Genomic DNA, 19,954 nt, shown 5'->3' with positions numbered 1-19,954 from the left:
TCATTTGCGCAATAGGCTTGTGGCATGAGTCTTCGTATTGCACTGGCGCAAGTGGACCCGGTGGTGGGCGACTTTGCCGCGAACTTTTCTGCCCTGAAGGCAAAGGTGGAGCGGGCCGCGCAGGTCGGCGCGAACGTCGTGGTCACCCCGGTGGGTGCGCTCAGCGGCGAGCCGCTGGGTGACCTGGCGGCGCGTTCGGCCTTCCGCCACGCCTGGGATGAGGCGATTGCGCAGGTCCAGGAGCTGGTGGACGCCGCCCAGGTGATGGTGGTGCTCCACGACGGCACCGAGCCGCGCTGGATCCTGCCGCACGGCTGGTACGCGCCTGGTGAGGTGGTGCTGCTGGACGGCCTGGCCGCCCTGGAGCGGTGCGAGCCGCGTGAGGGCGCCGCCTTCTACGTGGTGTGCGGTCGCGAGCAGGCCACGCTGGATTCGCCCTCGCGCCACCGCGCGGTGGTGACGCAGGCGGCGGGCCGGCTGGGTGCCACGGTGGCCTTTGCGAACCTGGCGGGTGCAACGGACGACGTCGTCTTCGCTGGCGGTTCGCTGCTGGTATCGCCCTCCGGTGAGGTGCGGGCCCGCGCCCCCTTCTTCGCGCCCTGGCTGGTGTGCGAGGGCGAGTGCGTGGGCCCCGACCTGGCGGGCGCCAGCCAGGCGGAGATCGGTTACCTGACGATCTGCGCCGGCCTGGACGCCTACACCTCCAAGAACGGCATCAAGCGCGCCATCCTGGGGCTGAGCGGCGGCATCGACTCCGCCCTGGTGGCGGTGATGGCGGCCGACGTGCTGGGCGGGCGCAACGTGGTGGGCGTCTCCATGCCCTCGGAGTACTCCTCGCGCCACTCCAGGGAGGACGCCAAGCTGACGGCGGACGTCAACCGCCTGGACTACCGGGTGGTGCCTATCGGGCTGATGGTGGGGGCCTACGCCGCCGCGCTGCCCCTGACCGGTATCTCCGCGCAGAACATCCAGGCGCGGGTGCGCGGGGCGATCCTGATGGGTATCTCTAACGAGGAGGGTGGCCTGGTGCTGGCCACCGGTAACCGCACCGAGGTCGCGGTGGGCTACTCCACGATGTACGGAGACACCTGCGGCGGGTATGCGCCGCTGGGCGATGCGCCCAAGACGCTGGTGTGGGAGATGTCCCGCTGGCGCAACGAGCAGGCCGAGGCCGCCGGGGAGACCCCGCCCATCCCGGAGTCCTCAATCACCAAGCCGCCCAGCGCCGAGCTGGCCCCGGACCAGCAGGACTCTGACTCCCTGCCGCCGTACTCCCGCCTGGACCCGCTGGTGGCCGACGCGCTGGAAAACCAGCTCACCCGTGAGGAGCTGGCGCAAAAGCACGACCCGGCGGAGGTTGACCAGGTGTTGAGGCTGATCCAGCGCTCGGAGTGGAAGCGCCGCCAATACGCCCCCGCGCCGCGCCTGCATGAGCGAGGATTCCAGGTGGGCCGCGAGGTCCCCATCACCAGCCGCTGGCTAGAGCAGATCTGACCCGCACTGACGCTTAAGGAAGGTTGTTATGCGTTTAGAGGACAGCGCCCCCCTGAAGTCGATCAAGACGCGCCAGCGGGTGCGGATCCCGCACCTGCTCGCCGCCAAGGAGACCGGCGAGAAGATCACCATGCTCACCGCCTACGACTTCGTCACGGCCTCGATCTTTGACCGGGCCGGCGTGGACGTACTGCTGGTGGGCGACTCCCTGGGCAACGTCGTCCACGGCCACGACACCACCCTGCCGGTGGAGCTGGACGAGATGGTGGTGGCGACGCGCGCGGTGGCGCGGGCGGCACGCCGGGCCCTGGTGGTGGCAGACCTGCCCTTTGGCACCTACGAGGCCAGCCCGGAGCAGGCCCACGCCTCCGCCGTGCGCCTGATGAAGGCCGGCGCGGGGGCCGTGAAGTTTGAGGGCGGCCAGCGCGTCACCCCGCAGGTGCGGCTGCTGGCCGCCAGCGGCATCCCCGTGGTCGGGCACCTGGGTTTCACCCCGCAGCTGGAGAACGCCTTTGGCGGCAAGCGCATCCAGGGCCGCACGGAGAGCGCCGCCGACGCGCTGGTGGACGACGCCTACGCCCTCTACGAGGCCGGCGCGAGCGCCGTGGTGATCGAGATGGTGCCGGCCCACGTGGCGGCCCGCGTCACCGAGGTGGTGCCGATCCCGGTCATCGGTATCGGGGCCGGCGTGGACGTGGACGGGCAGGTGCTGGTGTGGACGGACATGGCCGGCATGACGCAGTGGTCCCCGTCCTTCGCCCGCCAGTTCGCCCACCTGGGCTCCGCGCTGCACACCGCCACCCAGGAGTACGTGGAGGCGGTGCGGGCCTCCCAGTTCCCGGGCCCGGAGCACACGTTCACCAACTGAGAGCGGGGTCTTAAGATGGCGGGCATGAATCGCTCCACCTTTGCTCCCCTGGTTCCCGGCCGCATCTCTCCCGAGCGGCAGGTGCCTGCCGGGATCGACCGGCCGGAGTACCTGTTCCACGACGGCCCGGAGGTGGTCAACTCCTCCGACGTGAAGGACGCGGAGACGGTGGAGAGGATCGCCGCCGCCGGTCGCATCGCCGCCGACGCCCTGGAGCACATCCGCCCGCTGTGCGTGCCCGGCACCCGCACCGATGAGATCGACGCGGCCGCCCACGAGTTCGTCATCGCGGCCGGCGCCTACCCATCCTGCCTGAACTACATGGGCTTCCCGAAGTCCGTGTGCACCTCCCTGAACGAGGTGATCTGCCACGGCATCCCGGACGACACGGTGCTGGTCGAGGGCGACATCCTCAACGTGGACATCACGGCCTACATCGACGGCGTGCACGGCGACACGTGCACGATGTTCGAGATCGGGCAGGTGGATGAGGACTCCCACCTGCTGATCGAGCGCACCCGCGAGGCACTGATGAGGGGAATCAAGGCGGTGCGGCCCGGCCGCGAGATCAACGTGATCGGCCGGGTGATCGAGTCCTACGCCAAGCGCTTCGGTTACGGCGTGGTGCGGGACTTCACCGGGCACGGCGTGGGAGAGGCATTCCACTCCGGCCTGATCGTTCCCCACTACGACGCCGCTCCGCTCCACAACGAGGTCATGCAGGAGGGCATGGTCTTCACCATCGAACCAATGCTGACCCTGGGTGGGGTGGACTGGGACCAGTGGGAGGACGGCTGGACCATCACCACGGCGGACAAGCAACGCACGGCGCAGTTCGAGCACACGATCGCGGTGACGGCCGACGGCGCTCGTATTCTCACCCTTCCCTCCACCGAAGCCGCTTAGAATCTTCCCAAGCACTGCGAAAGGTCTAACGAAAATGATTGCTCTTGGCATAGACATTGGCGGCTCCGGCATCAAGGGCGCCCCCGTGGACCTGGAGACCGGCGAGCTGACGCAGGAGCGGGTGCGCATCGAAACGCCGCAGCCCTCCACACCGGAGGCGGTCGCACGCGTGACTCGCGAGGTGGTGGAGTCCTTCGACCTGCCTGCCGACACCCCGGTGGGTATCACCTTCCCGGCTCCCATCAAGCACAACACCGTGGTGTTCATGGCGAACCTGGACCAGTCCTGGGTGGGCAAGAACGTCGATGACGTGTTCGAGCAGGAGCTCGGCCGCAAGGTGATCGCCCTGAACGACGCCGACGCCGCCGGCTACGCCGAGGCGATCTACGGCGCGGCCAAGGGCCACGACGGCCTGGTCATCGTCACCACGCTGGGCACCGGCATCGGCTCTGCGCTGATCTACAACGGCCAGCTGATCCCCGGCAGCGAGCTGGGCCACCTGGAGATCGACGGCGTCAACGCTGAATCCCGCGCTGCGGCCCGCATCCGCGAGGAGGAAAAGCTGAAGTTCCCGGAGTACGCCAAGCGTCTACAGCGCTACTACTCCCACGTGGAGATGCTCTTCTCCCCTGACCTCTTCGTGGTCGGCGGCGGTGTCTCCAAGAAGCACGACAAGTTCTTGCCGCTGCTGGACCTGCGCACCCCGATTATTCCGGCGCAGCTGCGCAACACCGCCGGAATCGTTGGCGCGGCAGCTCTGGCTGCCAAAGGCGAAGTGCTCTAGGCCCACCGGATGTCTTCCTCGCGCGCAGGCTTGAGCTCGCGCTCCTTTGCCCTGCTCCCAGCAGCACCCGAGCCCGTCTTTGGCCTGCCCGCCGATTGCTCGCTGCGCTGGCGGGGACGGCCCTGGCTGACGGTGCTCGGCGCGGTGCTGCGACTGCTGATAGTCCCCACCGCCACGCTGCTAGCCGCCACTTCGACGCTGCTGGTGCTGCGACTTTCGGGCTGGTGGCCCGCCGAACCGGCCTCCGCCTGGGGCGCCTTCTGGACCGCTGCGCTACTGCAGACCCTGGTCATGTCCGCCGTCGCTCTAGCGTTCTACGTCCTGTTCGCCAGGCTGCTGGACAAGCGCGACCGCCTGCCAGAGTTGCGGTGGGGCACCGGCCTGCCGCTGGCCTCCGGGCTGGCCTGGGGTGGTGTGGCGGTGCTGGCCTGCGCCGCCGCGATCGCCGCCCTGGGAGGTTTCTCCTTACAACTGGCCCGAGAGTCCTTAAACACCCCGGGTCTGCTTGGCTATGCCATCACAGTCGGGGCCGGCGCGGGCATCGCCGAGGAGGTTCTCTTCCGTGGCGTGCTGCTGCGCAGCCTGGAGGAACTGCTGGGCACGTGGGCGGCGGTGGCGCTCTCTGCGCTCGCCTTTGGCCTGATCCACGGCGCCAACCCGCACGCCACCTGGTGGTCCAACCTAGCCATCGCCCTAGAGGCCGGAATCCTGCTGGGGCTGCTGTATGCGGCCACGCGCTCGCTGTGGCTGGTGATCGGCTTCCACGCCGCCTGGAACGTGGTGCAGGGCCCGGTCCTGGGCGTGCCCGTCTCCGGTACCCCACTGGGTCCATCGCTGTGGCGGGCGCAGGCGCACGGCCCTGACTGGCTCACGGGCGGGGCGTTCGGGCTGGAGGCCTCCGCCGTGACGGTCGCCCTCCTGCTGGCCGCCAGCGCGGTGCTGGCCGTGGTGGTCCACCGGCGTGGCCAGGTGGTCGCCCCGCTCTGGCGCCCGCGCGCCGCCGCCCGCCCCAGCTTGGCGCCGCCGACACGATAGGGCTCCGCCGTCCCGGCCGCCACGAGATTGGGCCGGGTTGAGTCGCTGCGGCCGGTGGGCGACGTCGGCCCCCTCCCCGCCATCGGGGCGGCGCGCTTGCACCGCGCGCGAGTGAGGGTGGGCAAGGCGGCCTGTACGCCGGGTTCTGTTACCGCGCTGCCCTTGCGAGCCCTGCGCGGCGGCGGCCATCCATCTAGCCCCAGCGTTGCCACTGGGGTCAAGCAACCTACCCGTAGGCTCGGGCGGGACGCCCTCAATCACCTACTGTTTGGTCTTGCTCCGGGTGGGGTTTACCTAGCCGACGCAGTCACCTGTGCCGCTGGTGAGCTCTTACCTCACCGTTTCACCCTTACTCGCCTAGGCGAGCGGTCTGCTTTCTGTTGCACTTTCCCGCGGGTCACCCCGGGTGGCCGTTAGCCACCACCCTTCCCTGTGGAGCCCGGACGTTCCTCGTCGCTTTCGCGCCGCGACCGCCCGGCCACCTTGCCCGCCGATAGTTTACGCCACTGCCGCTAGAGTGGCGGCGTGCTGATCTTGTTGCCGCCCTCGCGCACCATGTTCTCCCCCGCCGCCGGCGCCCCCTACAGCCCGGCCGCGCTCAGTTTTGCTTCGGTGGCCGACGTTGCCGCGCTCCGCTCCGAGGTGGCGGCCGCCTACGTGTCGGTCTGCTCCGCGCCGGACGGCGCCAAGCGGCTGGGGCTTACCGCGCGCCAGGCGGCCGAGCTGCCGGAGCTGGCGTTGTTGGGGTCCCGGCCGGCGCTTCCGGCTGGGCGCGCCTACACCGGGGTGCTGTACGCGGCGGCCGGGATCGAGGCGCTGACCGAGCCCGGGACGCAGCGGGCGGGCCTGGAGGTGCTGATTGCCTCGGCGCTGTACGGCTGGGTGCGGCCCAGCGACGTCATCGCGCCCTACCGGCTCACCATGGGCTCCTCCATCCTGGACCGCCCGCTGGCCGCCGCGTGGCGGGAGGCGGCCAGCGCGGTACTGGCGGCTAAGAGCACTGGGCGCTTGACGCTGGACTGCCGCTCCGGGGAGTACCAGGCGGCGGCTCCCGCCAAGGCGTGCTCCGGCGAGTACCTGGCCCTCAAGGCCGTGACGGTACGCGATGGTGCGGAAAAGACCGTCTCCCACTTCGCCAAGCATTACCGGGGCGTGCTCACCGGCGCGCTGGTGGAGCTGGCGGCAGGCCGCGACCTCTCCGGCTTCGGGGCCGATGATGTGGCCCAGGTGGCCGCCACCCTGCCGGAGGTCAAGGACGTGCGCCTGACCCCAGGCACGCTCACCCTGGTGGTCTAGGCGGCGCCCAGGCGCCCACGTGGCAGACTTCCTACCCCGCCTAGAACCCCACCTCTCGCAGGCGGTGCAGCGCGGCCAGCAGCCTACCGCCCTCGATCTCCCCGGCCAAGAAGCCGTCGCAGAAGCGCTCCCCGCGCGCGAAGTAGGTGAACCAGGTGGCCAGCTCCCGGCGGGTGCAGCCCTCGATCGGGCGTTCGCGCAGCTCGCGGATGGCCACCAGGTAGTCCTGGTCGTCGCCCAGCAGGCGCGCGGCCGCGAGCACGCCGGCGTTCACGCGCGGGTCGTAGGCCGGCCCGTTCATGAGCAGGTGCCCTTGGGGCGAGCGCCCCGGCTCGGGCCAGGTGGGCACGTAGCCGGCCTCCAGCAGGTCGATTAGCGCCTGCACGCGGCCCCACTGCTCCTGCACCTCGCTCGCCTCCATGAATACACCTTTCAATCCAATACAAATCGAGGACCATAACTCACATGTCACGAAATCCACAAAACCCACGTAGATGCACGCAAATTTCGTAAACAAATTTACGTAGACAAAATCACAACCGGTTTACCTGTCAACCTGCGAAGCATCACGAACCTTTTGCATTTTACGTATATCGTCCGGACTCATCCGACCAGCAAGAGGCTGAGCAATCACTGGACGACTTGAAGAAAATATATCTCTTTGCCTCAAGTCGGGAATGCCCCTTTGGAACAAATGTAGTTTGGATTCGTGAGTAAAGACACCCCCCATCGGACGATACAAAGCATCTCCCACCCACGTAAACTTAGAATCTGCAATGAGTTGACAATCAATAGCTCTCGACACTGCGGCAGCAACCCAGTCCGCGAACTGGATCCCGGAACTGAGCTCGCTATCAAGGTGCATCGGAGGCTCGACTGCCGCAAGCATCTCTTGACGCTCTTGGGACCGAGAGAAGATGTGCGCATACATCCTGGCCACGTGTTCGCGCCGCTGCTTCTCGTTTACCTGATCCATCAGGATAATTAGTTTTCTACCCTCTTTGTATGCATGGGTGCAGAGCCTGTTGACCATCTCTTGCATTGCATGCTGTTCCCGCTGTTCGCGAGTAAAGCGCACCTGATTCTCAGTGCCGATCTGCTTTTCGTCGGCGTAGTAGAACAGTTTCCCACCCATTCTTTTAAGTTGGGAAACAAGGCCTCTGAACACACGGATCTGGGCAGGATACCTTTCCCAGGCATCGCGAGAAAATAGATCAGACCCTTTTCGTTCCCAACGCCCTATGGGTTCACCCTCGGGAATCTGGCCAGCAAAAAGTGTTCCTTTTTCCCTCACAAACAGGGCACCAAAGTCGCGTATCCGGCTCTCATCTATCACAAATCCCGCATACCCAAAGGCTGGACTGGTTTTGAAGCGCTTGTGTTCTTTGGACACGAACGCACCCGGTTCCCCGATCTCGTCAATATATGCCACCAACACCGCTGCCCCCAAAGCATGCAATACGGTCCGAAATACGCAGAAGCCCACACGATTCACGTGTGGGCTTCGCGACTTGGCGCTCGAGCGGGTCTTTCACCGTCGCTACCGCTAGTAAACATACCACACGGTCATCACCCTAAGAGCGGATTTCGCGTGGCGCCGATCACAAGTGCGGCGGCACGCCCAGGGCGCTGACCAGCAGCCGCCCGTCGCTGTAGTGCTCGATCACGGACACCGCGGCGGGCACGGTGCGGATGGTGCGCCAGTCGCGCCCGGCCATGCGCAGCGAGGCGCCCAGCGCGGCACGCAGCACCACGTTGTGGGTGGCGATCACCACGGTCTTGCCCGCGTGCTCAGAAACCACGCGCCGAAGCGCCGGGATAACGCGGTCGTAGACGTCCTGCAGGGACTCTCCCCCGCCGGGCGGGCGCACGTGCGGGGTGGTCACCCACTCCTCCAGCCCACCGGGCCAGTGCTCCTCGATGTAGCTGGCGGTCTTGGCCTGCCAGTGGCCCAGGTGGGCCTCGCGGAAGGCATCATCCACCTCCACCTGGCCGCCGAAGGGCTCTGCCAGGATCCGCGCGGTGGTCAGGGTGCGGGTCATCGGGGAGGCCAGGAACACGCTCGGGGCGGGCGAGTCGGGCCACATGTCCTGGCCGATGCGCGCCACGAACCGTGCCGAGGACGCCACCTGCTCCCGCCCCGCCTGGGTCAGGTCCGGGCCGGGCTCGCTGCCGCCGGAGAACTCCCCAGCGATCGTCATCGGGGTCACGCCGTGACGCACCATCACGATCGTGGTGCGCACCCCGGAGCCCGCCCACAGCGCGGCCTCGTTGGGACGCGCCAGCGGCTCGCGTTCGCTGGTTTCCACCGTGGCCGACGTCGCCGCGCCCGCCTCCCGCTCCTCCGCCGCCGGTGCGTGCGCCCGCGCCTCCTGCCCGCCGGCCGGAGTGTGGCCGGTAGATTCGGCGGTGGGGGCGGCAGCGTCGGCCACCTCCGCGTCAGCGACGCCCCGCCGGGTGGCGGCCTCGTCGGCGCGCAGGTCGGTGGGGGCGTCGTCCCTGGCAAAGGCAGGCAGGGCGGCGGCGCAGGCAAGCTCGCGCCACTCGTCGGTGGCGATCTCCCCGCGCGAATCCATCACCTGGTTGGCCAGCGCGTCCGGCGCGGCGTTCTCCGCGCGCGGCACCCACCGGTAGGTGACGCGCTGCGGGTCGAAGGCGGCCTTGGCGCGCATCGCCAGCTCGCGCATGTCCGCGTGCTTGATCTTCCACGCGCCGGTCATCTGGCTCACCACCAGCTTCGAATCGGCGCGCACCTCCACCTCGGCCTCGGGGTCGATCTCCGCTGCGGCGAGCAGGCCGGCCAGGAGGGCCCGGTACTCGGCCACGTTGTTCGTGGTCTGGCCCAGGTAGGCGGCGCGGGTGGCCAGCAGCTCCCCGCTGTCCGCGTCCCGGATAACCGCACCGTAGCCGGCCGGCCCCGGGTTGCCGCGCGCGCCGCCGTCGGTGTTGATGAGCAGCCGGCGCGTCACGATTCCATCCGCACCACGATCAGGGTGCCGTCGTCGGTGAAGACGACCTCGTCCTGCGGGGCCGAGCGGATCCGGTCCAGCTCGGCCGGGTTCAGCTCGGCGGGCGCGCCCTCGGTGCGGCGGCCAAACAGGCCCACCACCGCAAAGCCGCCGTTGGCGCGGCGCGTCTGCTCGTAGAGCGCCACCAGGGCCGCGTCCAGGTTCGCGGCGAACGCGTTGCGCTCGGCCAGCAGCGCCTGCCCCTGCTTCTTGATGTCCGCCTGCCGGCCGGCCAGGTCCGCGCCCGCCTTGTCCAGCTGCTCCTGCAGCGTCGCGGCGGCGGCCTCCGCCTCCTTCAGCACCTGGTTGGCGGCCTCCTGGCGCTCCATCAGCTCCAGCTCGGCGGCCTCCAGGGTGGAGATGCGGGCGCGCACCGACTCCAGCTCGCGGGCGATCGCCGCCAGCTCCTTGGGCGGGGTGGAGGCGTCCTTCAGGCGCTCCTCGTGTCGCTGCGCGCGCGAGCGCACCGCGTCCAGCTCCGTCTCCGAGCGCGTCAGCTCGCGGCTGCCGTCGCTGACCACGGTGCGGGCGGCCACCACGCGGCGGCCGGTCTCCTCCGTCTGCGCCTTCAGCGCCGCGATCGTGCCCAGGATCGGCAGCGTGCGCAGGGAGTGCGAAAGGCGCGAGAGCACCAGATCCTTGGACTGCAGCTCCAAAAGCTGACGCTGCTGAGCGAGCGGTGCGGTTGCCATAGCGGGCCTTCCCTTTGCTGAAACGGTGGGCATTTAGTTCTTAAGCGCTAGCCTGGCCGGCCCCGGTCGGGGCTGCCGATTTCTAAGCCTAACGGGCAGGGGCGCGCGCCCGCTAACGCATGTGTGGATTGCCCCGGCCCGCTCGAAATATTGGGCGCGCGAGCGGGGTGGGGCGGGCGAACGAAGGGCAAAGGTGCCTGCGAGCGTCGGGCTAGAAGCGTGCCGTCCACGGGGTCGGTGGGTTAGAAGCGCGCCGTCCACGGGTCGGTGGGCAGAACGGAGACGGTGCAGGTGAGCTCCTCGCCGCGCTCGGCGGCGCGCGCCTGAAGCAGGGCGGCGGCCTTGGGTAGCCAGACCCACTCGGTGGCCCAGTGGGTGGCGTTGATCAGCCAGGGCTTGCCGTCGGCCAGGTGGTCCTGGGCGGGGTGGTGGCGCAGGTCTGCGGTGAGGAAGGCGTCGGCGCCGCTGGCCCGGGCCGCCCCGAACAGGGAGTCGCCCGAGCCGCCGGAGACCGCCAGCGTCCTGATCTGGGCGTCCACCGGACCGCCTACCAGCACGCCGAACTCGGTGTGCGGCAGGGCCCCCGCGATGCGGGCGGCCAACTCGCCCAGAGAAACGGGCTGCGCAAGCGCGCCGACTCGCCCGATACCCAGCCCCGCCGCGCCGGCTTCGCCGGCGGCCGGCTCCAGCGGCACGGCGTCCGGGCCGAGCCCGGCGAGCTCGGCCAGGGCCTGGGCCACGCCGTCGCGGGCCGAATCGGCGTTGGTGTGCGCGTTGTAGAGGGCGCAGCCGCCGCGAATCAGGTCGTGGACCATGCGGCCCTTGGCGGTGAGCCGGGAGACGGCGTTCGTGCCGCGCAGGAAGATCGGGTGGTGCGTGACCAGCATCTGCGCGCCGGTCTCCAGGGCCTCGGCCACCACCGCCGGGGTGATGTCCACGGACAGGTGGATCCGGGTCACCTCCGCGCCGGGGTCGCCGACGCTCAGGCCGTTGACGTCCCAGCCCTGCGCCAACGCAGGCGGGTAGGCGGCCTCCAGGATGTCGATTACGTCTGCCACGCGCAAAGTCATGCCGTCACCCTAGCCCAGTCGGCGTTAGGGTTGGTTTTCTCCGCCACGCTCGGTGGGCCGGCTCCGCGCACGCCGTTTGGTGGCCGCTCCCCGAAAGGACTCTCATGCCATCTCCGCTTGGCCGGGACAACGCCACTGCCACCGTCCTCGCCGGTTGCCTGGATACCCCGCTGGGCGAGGTGATGCTCGGCGCCACCGAGCACGGCTTGTGGGAGGTGGTGTTGCCTGGGTTGCGGCCCACCCCGGTGCTGGTGGAGGCTGCGCGCGCCCAGGCGGGCCTCCCGCCCGCTGCGCCTGCCTCCGCCCGCGCCGCAGCGCACCTGGAGACCGCCGTAGAGCAGCTGGACGCATTCTTTGCCGGCAAGTTGCGGCGCTTCACCGTGCCGTTGGATCTGCGCACGGCCGGGTTTTACCGGCAGGCGCAGCTGGCGCTGGCCCAGATCCCCTACGGCGGCACCGAGACCTACGGCCAGCTGGCCGCCCGCCTGGGCAGGCCGGGGGCGGCGCGGGCGGTGGGCACCGCGTGCGCTACGAATCCCCTCCCCTTGGTGCTGCCCTGCCACCGCGTGGTGGCGGCCGGCGGTGTCATGGGCGGATACGCCGGTGGACTGGGGCAGAAGGAGTGGCTGTTGCGTCTGGAGCTCGGGACGTTGCCCTAGCGCGGCTCCCCTTCGCGGCGGCGGGCGCCCTCCGACGCCTCGATTAGCGCCAACGGTGCAAGGTCACTCACCCTCGCGGCGGCGTGTGCTCGTGCCTACGCGACCGCAGTGCGAGCCCCGAACAGCGCCTGGCCTACCCGCACGGTGGTGGCGCCCTCCGCGATCGCCCACTCCAGGTCCCCGCTCATGCCCATGGAGAGTTCGCGCACCCGCTGGTGCCCGGCCGCCACGGCAGCGTCGCGCAGGGAGCGCAGCAGGGCAAAGTTGCCGCGCACGACGGCCTCGTCGGGCGAGTTGGCGGCCAGCGTCATGAGTCCACGCACGCGCAGGTTGGGCAGCGTGGCGAAGTGGTCCAGATGGTGGGCTAGCTCGCCGGGCGCGAGGCCGGACTTCGTCTCCTCGCCCGACGTGTTCACCTGCACGAACACCTCCAGCACCCGACCTTCGGCCTCCAGGCGCCGCTGGAGGGCGTCGGCCAGCCGCGTGGAGTCCAGGGCGTGGAACTCTGTGGCGTACCTGGCGACCTCGCGCACCTTGTTGGTCTGCAGGTGCCCGATCGCGCACCAGCGCACGCCCAGCTCCGCCATCTGGCTGGCCTTGAGCGCGAGCTCCTGGGCCTTGTTCTCCGCCAGCTGCGTCATTCCAGCGGCCACCGCCATTCGCAGCCGATCGACCGGTACCGTCTTGGAGACCGGCAGCAGCCGCACCTCTTCCGGTTGGCGTCCGACGCTCCGGGCGGCCGCCTCGATGCGCGCGCTCACCGCGCTCAGGTTGGCGGCGAACTCCTCCACGCTGTTGGCTAACACACCAGTCATTACACAGTGCTTTGCCGGCCCGGTCAAAAGAGCCTTGCCGGCCCGCCGCCCGCCGCCCGCCGTTGCCGTCGGCCCCGTCTTCGCCTACCACCCGCATGCACGACGTTCCTCCCGCCGCCCGCACAAACCCCGCGCCCCAACGCCCTAGTCAGCGAGGGCCCAAAGCTGCTCTTCCAGGTCAGGGCCGTGGGCCACTGGTCGGCGCGTGTCGGGCCGGGTCGGTGGGAGCGTGCCGTGCGCCCCTGGCCGGCGCGTGTCGGGCCGGTGGTTGCGTGCCGTGCCGGTGGTCGTTGCGCAAACGGTTGCGCCTTTATGGTTCCTGTTTGGCCCTTGTTGTAGCGCTCGTGGCTTTCTTGCACCTCTTGTAGCGCTACGAGGCCGATTAACGCCTCAATAGGTTGCACAAAGGCGCAAGAGGAACAACAACGGCCCAAGAACTGCAACAAAGGCCCAACCGCTTGCGCAAGCCCCCGGGCCGCAAGCCACCCGCCACCTGGCGACGGATAAGACCAAAGCGATCAGGCGCGGCGCGCGCGAACGCGACCGGCACACCCCTGCCTCGCAAATGCTGCACCGGGGTACATGCGACCGCTTGGTGCCATGGCACCGCTCGGTCGCATGTACCCCGAACGCACGTTTGTGCGCTCGGGGGCACCGCGCCACCACCCACCACCCACCACAGCCCCACCTTCAGCTGAGAGGAGCTGCTTTTGCTGCACCTTTTGAGGTTTTGGTGTGTCGGCTGATGGTCTGCCCGCTCGGGTACGCCCTCGGGAGGTCCACTAAGCCCACGACAGGTGCACCAACCCCACGGGAGGTCCATCAAGCCCACGGCTGTTGCGCTATCCCCTCAATCGCTTGCGCACGCGTGCGCCTGCGCTCCCCGCTCGGTCGCTTCGGCCGGCTAGCCCTCGCGCCGTTCAACTCGACGTTGCGCCGTTCAACTCGACGATAACCCCCGAGTAAACGTCGAGCTGAACCCCTCTTCGTCGAGCTGAAAGACCGCGTTACCCGCCCCGCTGCCCTGCGCAGGCACAAACAGCGCGAGGGAGTTCCCTACTGACGGCGTCGGCCCAGCCCGGCAACCCCGCTAAGCGCCGGGCGCACCAGAAATCTCTCCGGCAAACTCCAGCACCACCCCAAAAATATGCGGCTATTCACGTAGACCAGCGCGGAGGGAAAAGCGTAACCGCGCCCGCCAAATTGCGGAATTAAACGGCATCGCCCGGCGCAAATGGGCTACTCGCCTTTCCCGTCGCTTACCCGCTAACCCGGCTTCACCCTGGGCGCCGCGTTGCCGCGCAAATGCAAGAGGGGCGGGCCCACGTCATGGACCCGCCCCTGTTTGCTCGTCAGCACGAGCGTCGTGGTGGGCCCGGCCGGGTTCGAACCGACGACCTCCTGGGTGTAAACCAGGCGCTCTGACCAGCTGAGCTACAGGCCCCAAACAGCGAGTGGAAAGCCTAGCACGAACCCGCTCGGGCGCATGAATCGGGCTCCACCCCCGCCAGTTCACGCAGGGGCACCCGTCACGCGGACATGAACCGCCCCGCCACCGCGCCCGCGGCGCGATGCCTCGCGGCCCTACTTGCGCATGGAGGAGGCGCGCACCTGCAGGTGCCCCACCCGGATCGAGTGGACCTCGGCCTCGTCCTCGCGCAGCAGCTTGATCATGGTCTTGGCGGCTTCCTCACCCAGCACCTCGGGAGAGCGGGCGACGGCGGACATCGGCGGGTCGGTCACCCGGCACACCGAGGATTCCTCCCAGCTGATGATTCCCATGTCCCCGGGCACGGTGAGCCCTTCCTCGGCGGCCGCCAGGCGTCCGCCGATCGCCAGGGAGACGTTCTCATAGACAACGCCTACCGGCATCGGCATTGAGCGCAGCAGCCGGCGCGTGATCACCTTGCCGGAGTCCTCGGAGTAGTCGGAAGTGAAGGAAAAGACCTTCTCGATGCCGTGCTTGCGGGCGCAGTCCTCGAAGGACTCGGCGCGGGAGAGGGACTGCTGGTCGTTCTCGTCGCCGCACACAAAGGCCAGCGAGCGGTAGCCGCGCTCGGCCAGGTGGCGCACCACCTGTTGCATCAGCAGGCCCTCGTCGATGCTGATGGCGGAGCAGCGGGGCGCCTCGCGGTCGGCGCCTACAACAACACTGGGCAGCCCCATCTGCTGCAGGGCCTCTAGGCGGATGTCGTTCTCGCGCGGGTGCAGCACAAAGACGCCGTCCACGCCACGGCTGCCCCACCACTCGCGGTACACGTCCACTTCTTCCTTCAGGGTGGAGACAATTCGCAGCTGCAGCGAGTGGCCGGACTCCTTTAGACCCCGGTTGATGCCTGAGATCAGGCGCAGGTACATGGCCTCGCCAACGATGCCCTCTCCCTGCCTGACGATGGTGATACCGACGGTGCGGGTGGTGGACTCAGACAGAGCCCTGGCCACGGCGTTGGGACGCCAGTTCATTTCCTCCGCAACGCGGACGATTCGGGCCCGGGTTTCCTCTGACACCCCGGGCCGACCATTCAGAGCAAAGGAAACAGCGCTGGGAGAGACCCCAGCTACTTTCGCAATGTCTCGAATTGTTGGACGCACGGCGTTCGACCCTACTTAACCCCACCGGATAGTTGCTTCATTACACGGCAGACTAGCTTGTCACTAATCGCGCTTAGTTGACGCTATCTATTAACGGACAAGCTTGCGTCTGCCCGCCCTGCTGGATCTTTCAAACAGGGCTTACAGCAATGTATATCACCACGCGCCCGGTGGCGCTCGTTAACTTCGGGCCGGACGTGAACGGGAGGTCAGGCGCATACCCGACCAGTCGGCGCTAACGGCAGCCGCCGACGTCGCATTCATGCCGGCCAATCGCGCGGCCTCAGTGATGTCGCTGGGCCGCACGTGCCCAACGGAACGGGCGTTCGGGGTTAGCACCCAGATCAGCCCACCGTTGTCAAGGTTGGCCTGCACGTCCATCAGGACGTCGACCAGATCGTCCTCGGCGGCGTCGTCGGCACGCCACCACACGATGGCGCCGTCCGTCACGTCGTCGAAGTCGGGTCCAACCAGCGCCTCGCCAGTGGCGGCCTCCACAGCGTCGCGCACGGAGGCGGCAACGTCGTCATCGAAATAGAACTCCTGGACCACTTGGCCCGTGGTGAAACCGAGTCCTGCGCCACTGCCTGCCACGCCGGTTCTCTCTCCTCGTCGAGTTGGGGATACTGCCTCTACATTGTTGCAGATCACAGCCTTCTCCGGGAAAAACGGGGCTAAGCGGAGCGTGAACCGGTAGCGCACCACCCCCGATCCGGGGGACAATGGTCCCGCTGCGCCAACGGTGGGCAGCCATAGAAGCGAAATGAGGATTCGTGAGCCTTACTAACGGGACGCCCCCGCTCATTGATGGCCTGCTCAGCCAGGTTCCGGATATCGACCCGGAGGAGACCCAGGAATGGATCGACTCGCTCGATGGCCTCATTGACGAGCGTGGCGGTCCGCGAGCTCGGTACATCCTGCTGTCCATGCTGCGCGAGGCGCGCCTGCGCAACGTGTCGGTGCCGTCCTCTGTCACCACGCCCTACGTCAACACCATCGGCGTGCACGAGGAGCCCTACTTCCCTGGCGACGAGGAGACCGAGGAGCGCTACCGCGGCTGGATCCGCTGGAACGCCGCCGTGATGGTCACCCGCGCCCAGCGCCCGGGCCTGAGCGTGGGTGGACACATCTCCTCCTACGCCTCCGTGGCCACGCTGTATGAGGTCGGCCTGAACCACTTCTTCCGCGGCAAGGACCACCCCGGCGGTGGCGACCACGTGTTCTTCCAGGGCCACGCCTCCCCCGGTAACTACGCGCGCGCCTTCCTGGAGGGCCGCCTGACCGCCGAGCAGCTGGACGGCTTCCGCCAGGAGGTCTCCTCCGAGCACGGCATGCCCTCCTACCCGCACCCGCGCCAGATGCCGGACTTCTGGGAGTTCCCCACGGTGTCCATGGGTCTGGGCCCGGCGGAGGCGATCTACCAGGCGTGGGTGGACAAGTACCTGCACCTGCGTGGCCTGAAGGACACCTCCCAGCAGCGCACGTGGGCGTTCCTGGGCGACGGCGAGATGGACGAGCCCGAGAGCCGCGGCATGCTGCAGCTGGCCGCCCAGCAGGGCCTGGACAACCTGACCTTCGTGGTGAACTGCAACCTGCAGCGCCTGGACGGCCCGGTGCGCGGTAACGGCAAGATCATCCAGGAGCTGGAGGCCTTCTTCCGCGGCGCCGGCTGGAACGTCATCAAGGTGATCTGGGGTCGCGGCTGGGACAAGCTGCTCAACGCGGACAAGGACCGCGCCCTGGTCAACCTGATGAACGAGACGCTGGACGGCGACTACCAGACGTTCAAGGCCAACGACGGCGCCTACGTGCGTGAGCACTTCTTTGGTCGCGACCCGCGCACCAAGGCGCTGGTGGAGAACATGACGGACGACGAGATCTGGGCGCTCAAGCGCGGCGGTCACGACTACCGCAAGATCTTTGCCGCCTACAAGGCCGCCACCGAGCACACCGGCCAGCCCACCGTGATCCTGGCGCACACCGTCAAGGGCTACGGCCTAGGCTCCCACTTCGCCGGTCGCATGGCGGCGCACCAGATGAAGAAGCTCAAGAGCTCCGACCTGCTGGAGATGCGCGACCGCTTCAACATTCCGATCAGCGACGAGGAGCTGCTGGCGGACCCGTACCTGCCGCCGTACTACTGCCCGCCGGCTGACGACCCGACGCTGCGCTACATGCGCGAGCGCCGCGCCGCCCTGGGCGGTTTCGTGCCGGAGCGCCGCACGGCTCACTCCCCGCTGCCCCTGCCGGACGCCAAGCTCTACGAGGGCCTGGCCAAGGGAAGCGGTAAGCAGGAGATCGCCACCACGATGGCGTTCGTGCGTCTGCTGAAGGACCTGATGCGTGACAAGGAGTTCGGCAAGCACCTGGTGCCGATCATCCCGGACGAGGCGCGCACCTTCGGCCTGGACTCGATCTTCCCGTCGGCCAAGATCTTCCACACGCGCGGCATGAACTACGTGTCCGCCGACGCGGACATGATGCTGTCCTACAAGGAGAGCGAGCAGGGCCAGATCCTGCACACGGGCATCAACGAGGCCGGTGCGGCCGCGGCCCTGCAGGTGGTGGGCACGTCCTACGCCACGCACGGCGTGCCGATGATCCCGGTCTACATCTTCTACTCGATGTTCGGCTTCCAGCGCACCGGCGACCAGTTCTGGGCCGCCGGCGACCAGCTGGCGCGCGGTTTCATCATCGGTGCTACCGCCGGCCGTACCACGCTGGCCGGTGAGGGCACGCAGCACATGGACGGCCACTCCCCGCTCATCGCGGGCACGAACGCCGCCATCGTGCAGTACGACCCGGCCTACGCCTACGAGATCCGCCACATCGTGCGCGACGCGATCGAGCGCTGGTACGGCGAGGGCGAGACCCGCAACCGCGACGTCATGTACTACCTGACGGTCTACAACGAGCCCTACCGTCACCCGGCCGAGCCGGAGAACGTGGACGTGGAGGGCATCCTGCGCGGCATCTACCAGCTGGCCCCCGCTGACGGGGACGGCCCGTGGGTGCAGCTGCTGGCCTCGGGCGTGGGCGTGCGCTGGATCGAGGAGGCCAAGGAGATCCTGGCCAACGAGTGGGGCGTGCGCGCCGGCCTGTGGTCCGTCACCTCCTGGAACGAGCTGCGCCGCGACGGTCTGGAGGCTGACGAGCACAACTTCCTGCACCCGGACCAGCCGCGCCGCGAGGCCTTCGTGACGCAGAAGCTGAATGGTGCGGGCGGCCCGTTCATCGCGACCAGCGACTTCGACCACCTGGTGCCGGACCAGATCCGCAAGTGGGTGCCGGGCGACTTCCACACCCTGGGCGCCGACGGCTTCGGCTTCAGCGACACCCGCGCCGCCGCCCGTCGCCACTTCAAGATCGACGCGCACTCGGTGGTGGTCAAGGCGCTGCAGGCCTTGGTGGAGCAGGGCAAGCTGCCGGCCTCTGTGGTTGGTGAGGCGATCGCCCGCTACGACCTCTTCAACGTCAACGCCGGTACTTCCGGTTCCGCTGGCGGGGAGGCCTGATCCCGCACGGGGTTTGTCTGGTGGGCGGTTCGCTTTTGCGGGCCGCCCACCGGCGTATCTAGCCGCTCTACCGATCGTCTCATTGCCGTTGCTGTCTTGCCTTGTGGCGCGATCGGTGGGTGGCCGACGTCGCCGCTCTGGCCGCCCCGTAGTGGGACTGGTAGGTGGCCGACGTCGCCGCTCTGGCCGCTCTTTGATCCACTGGTCCGCGAATTTTCATGCACGACCCATGCTTCAAGTTCTCATTGGGAAGACTGCTAGGGGCCCGTGTTCTCTGTATGGGTGGCCGGTTTGCAACGTTGTATGTATCCCAGCTCTTCCAGATAGAAGCTGCCTTCGGAGCTGATCCGCTCTGTTTCCAGGTTCTGGTCGACTCTTGTAGGCAATTGATGGGCGTCCATCACAGTACGTAGTGTCAACAGTTCCCAGATGCTGGTGGAGGTGTCCGCGCCTAGGTGAGCGCTGGCGGCGTACAACGCGCCGGGTACTTTCCAGGGCACCAGCCTGGCGCGGGCGGCAAGTGCAGCGATGAGATCTCCTTGGCGGCCCCTACGAAGCGCTTCACCTTCGTCCTCCGTCGTCGACTCAGGTCGCCAGTTTCCTTCATCCAGTACCTCGCCGCGGCGAGTGCGGGCGTAACCCAGCGCGGTTAAACCGTCCATGGTCTGCTTCCCAGGAGCCAGTTCTAACTGGGTGTGCGGATCCCGCAGCCCTTGAGGCACGTCTATGCTCACCCCACCTAGACCATCCACTAGGTCCACGAATGCCTGCAGGTCTACAGTGACCAGGTGGTCCACAGGAACGTTCAGGTGTTCGCAAAAGAGGTCGACCACGAGCTGTGGCCCGGACAGCCAGGCCAAGCCGATGCGCTCATCGACGGACGGGAGCTCTGGTACCACCCCCGGTACCAGGAGCTTACGTGGGACCGAAGTTAAGGTGATGCCGTCTTCACGTTCTGTAGCGAGCAGCAGCACGTCGGCTCGCACCCCAGGCTGGGTACTGGCCTCACCTGTTTGAGTTCGTATCGACGTTCCTGCCTGCGCGCGGTCGTCCAGCGCAAGGATTAACCAGGTCTGCGGCCCTGGCGTGGCAGGGAAGACGACGTCGTAATCCTGGAACCGCGCGCGGACACTCGCGAGGAATACGCTCACTGTGGCTACCGCAAGCACGGCAAGAAGCACGACACCGATCTGGAGGCGGTGCCGACGCCGACGTGCAGC

At 68.0% G+C, this 19,954-nt stretch carries 17 protein-coding genes, 1 tRNA gene and 1 other RNA gene; 8 read left to right on the top strand and 11 right to left on the bottom strand.

What is annotated here, in order from left to right; translation table 11 throughout:
* Positions 1-24: 24 nt before the first annotated feature.
* The 5 genes from nadE to ABYF38_RS08835 are packed head-to-tail and all read left to right on the top strand — an operon-like array spanning position 25 to position 5,087.
* Positions 25-1,494 (top strand): NAD(+) synthase, encoded by a 1,470-nt coding sequence (gene nadE, locus ABYF38_RS08855; protein ID WP_371152020.1) that lies wholly within the window; start codon positions 25-27, stop codon positions 1,492-1,494.
* Positions 1,495-1,522: 28 nt separating this feature from the next.
* On the top strand, positions 1,523-2,362 hold the full coding sequence (gene panB, locus ABYF38_RS08850) for a 3-methyl-2-oxobutanoate hydroxymethyltransferase (RefSeq protein WP_371152019.1): 840 nt from the start codon (positions 1,523-1,525) through the stop codon (positions 2,360-2,362).
* A gap of 24 nt (positions 2,363-2,386) precedes the next feature.
* Positions 2,387-3,268 carry a type I methionyl aminopeptidase gene (gene map, locus ABYF38_RS08845; protein WP_371152018.1) on the top strand — a complete coding sequence of 294 codons (882 nt, stop codon included), beginning with the start codon at positions 2,387-2,389 and terminating at the stop codon, positions 3,266-3,268.
* A gap of 34 nt (positions 3,269-3,302) precedes the next feature.
* On the top strand, positions 3,303-4,052 hold the full coding sequence (gene ppgK / locus ABYF38_RS08840) for a polyphosphate--glucose phosphotransferase (RefSeq protein WP_371152017.1): 750 nt from the start codon (positions 3,303-3,305) through the stop codon (positions 4,050-4,052).
* 9 nt (positions 4,053-4,061) lie between these two features.
* On the top strand, positions 4,062-5,087 hold the full coding sequence (locus ABYF38_RS08835; protein WP_371152016.1) for a CPBP family intramembrane glutamic endopeptidase: 1,026 nt from the start codon (positions 4,062-4,064) through the stop codon (positions 5,085-5,087).
* 118 nt (positions 5,088-5,205) lie between these two features.
* Here the strand turns inward: ABYF38_RS08835 and rnpB are convergent.
* Positions 5,206-5,573, bottom strand: an RNA gene (gene rnpB / locus ABYF38_RS08830) — RNase P RNA component class A.
* A gap of 39 nt (positions 5,574-5,612) precedes the next feature.
* On the opposite strand from rnpB, the gene ABYF38_RS08825 reads away from it, so the two are divergent.
* Positions 5,613-6,383, top strand: a complete 771-nt coding sequence (locus ABYF38_RS08825; protein ID WP_371152015.1) for a YaaA family protein — start codon at positions 5,613-5,615, stop codon at positions 6,381-6,383.
* A 40-nt stretch (positions 6,384-6,423) separates the two neighbouring features.
* Here the strand turns inward: ABYF38_RS08825 and ABYF38_RS08820 are convergent, their stop codons facing one another.
* The 5 genes from ABYF38_RS08820 to ABYF38_RS08800 form a co-directional block, all read right to left on the bottom strand.
* The gene (locus ABYF38_RS08820) at positions 6,424-6,804 is read right to left on the bottom strand and encodes a DUF6508 domain-containing protein (RefSeq protein WP_371152014.1); all 381 of its coding nucleotides are present in this window, start codon (positions 6,802-6,804) and stop codon (positions 6,424-6,426) included.
* A 123-nt stretch (positions 6,805-6,927) separates the two neighbouring features.
* Positions 6,928-7,815, bottom strand: a complete 888-nt coding sequence (locus ABYF38_RS08815) for a DUF3800 domain-containing protein (protein ID WP_371153025.1) — start codon at positions 7,813-7,815, stop codon at positions 6,928-6,930.
* Between the two features lie 169 nt (positions 7,816-7,984).
* Complete coding sequence (locus ABYF38_RS08810) at positions 7,985-9,352, bottom strand: bifunctional RNase H/acid phosphatase (protein ID WP_371152013.1); 1,368 nt, start codon at positions 9,350-9,352, stop codon at positions 7,985-7,987.
* Entirely contained in the window at positions 9,349-10,083 is a 735-nt protein-coding gene (locus ABYF38_RS08805; RefSeq protein WP_371152012.1) for a zinc ribbon domain-containing protein, read from the bottom strand. The genes ABYF38_RS08810 and ABYF38_RS08805 overlap by 4 nt, the downstream gene beginning before the upstream one ends.
* Before the next feature lie 242 nt (positions 10,084-10,325).
* A complete protein-coding gene (locus tag ABYF38_RS08800; protein ID WP_371152011.1) occupies positions 10,326-11,153 on the bottom strand; it encodes a Nif3-like dinuclear metal center hexameric protein in 828 nt (275 codons plus the stop codon).
* Positions 11,154-11,257: 104 nt separating this feature from the next.
* Between ABYF38_RS08800 and ABYF38_RS08795 the strand changes: the two genes are divergently transcribed.
* On the top strand, positions 11,258-11,812 hold the full coding sequence (locus ABYF38_RS08795) for a methylated-DNA--[protein]-cysteine S-methyltransferase (RefSeq protein ID WP_371152010.1): 555 nt from the start codon (positions 11,258-11,260) through the stop codon (positions 11,810-11,812).
* Between the two features lie 95 nt (positions 11,813-11,907).
* Here ABYF38_RS08795 and ABYF38_RS08790 read toward each other — a convergent pair whose 3' ends face one another.
* The 4 genes from ABYF38_RS08790 to ABYF38_RS08775 form a co-directional block, all read right to left on the bottom strand.
* Positions 11,908-12,627: a YggS family pyridoxal phosphate-dependent enzyme gene (locus tag ABYF38_RS08790; protein WP_371152009.1), complete on the bottom strand. Its 720-nt coding sequence runs from the start codon at positions 12,625-12,627 to the stop codon at positions 11,908-11,910.
* Between the two features lie 1,367 nt (positions 12,628-13,994).
* A tRNA-Val gene (locus ABYF38_RS08785) sits at positions 13,995-14,071 on the bottom strand.
* A gap of 140 nt (positions 14,072-14,211) precedes the next feature.
* A complete protein-coding gene (locus ABYF38_RS08780; RefSeq protein WP_371152008.1) occupies positions 14,212-15,219 on the bottom strand; it encodes a LacI family DNA-binding transcriptional regulator in 1,008 nt (335 codons plus the stop codon).
* Between the two features lie 180 nt (positions 15,220-15,399).
* Positions 15,400-15,813: a DUF3052 domain-containing protein gene (locus ABYF38_RS08775; RefSeq protein WP_371152007.1), complete on the bottom strand. Its 414-nt coding sequence runs from the start codon at positions 15,811-15,813 to the stop codon at positions 15,400-15,402.
* A gap of 179 nt (positions 15,814-15,992) precedes the next feature.
* Here ABYF38_RS08775 and aceE point away from each other — a divergent pair, with 179 nt between their 5' ends.
* Positions 15,993-18,734, top strand: coding sequence for a pyruvate dehydrogenase (acetyl-transferring), homodimeric type (aceE, locus tag ABYF38_RS08770; protein WP_371152006.1), 2,742 nt, complete (start codon positions 15,993-15,995; stop codon positions 18,732-18,734).
* Positions 18,735-18,991: 257 nt separating this feature from the next.
* Here aceE and ABYF38_RS08765 read toward each other — a convergent pair whose 3' ends face one another.
* Complete coding sequence (locus tag ABYF38_RS08765) at positions 18,992-19,915, bottom strand: LCP family protein (RefSeq protein WP_371152005.1); 924 nt, start codon at positions 19,913-19,915, stop codon at positions 18,992-18,994.
* Positions 19,916-19,954: the final 39 nt, after the last annotated feature.

Origin of the sequence: Buchananella sp. 14KM1171 (assembly GCF_041380365.1) — a bacterium.
Taxonomy (GTDB): Bacteria; Actinomycetota; Actinomycetes; order Actinomycetales; family Actinomycetaceae; genus Buchananella; species Buchananella felis.
The sequence above is the reverse complement of the archived record's forward strand: the minus strand, read 5'-3'. Positions and strand labels throughout refer to the sequence as shown.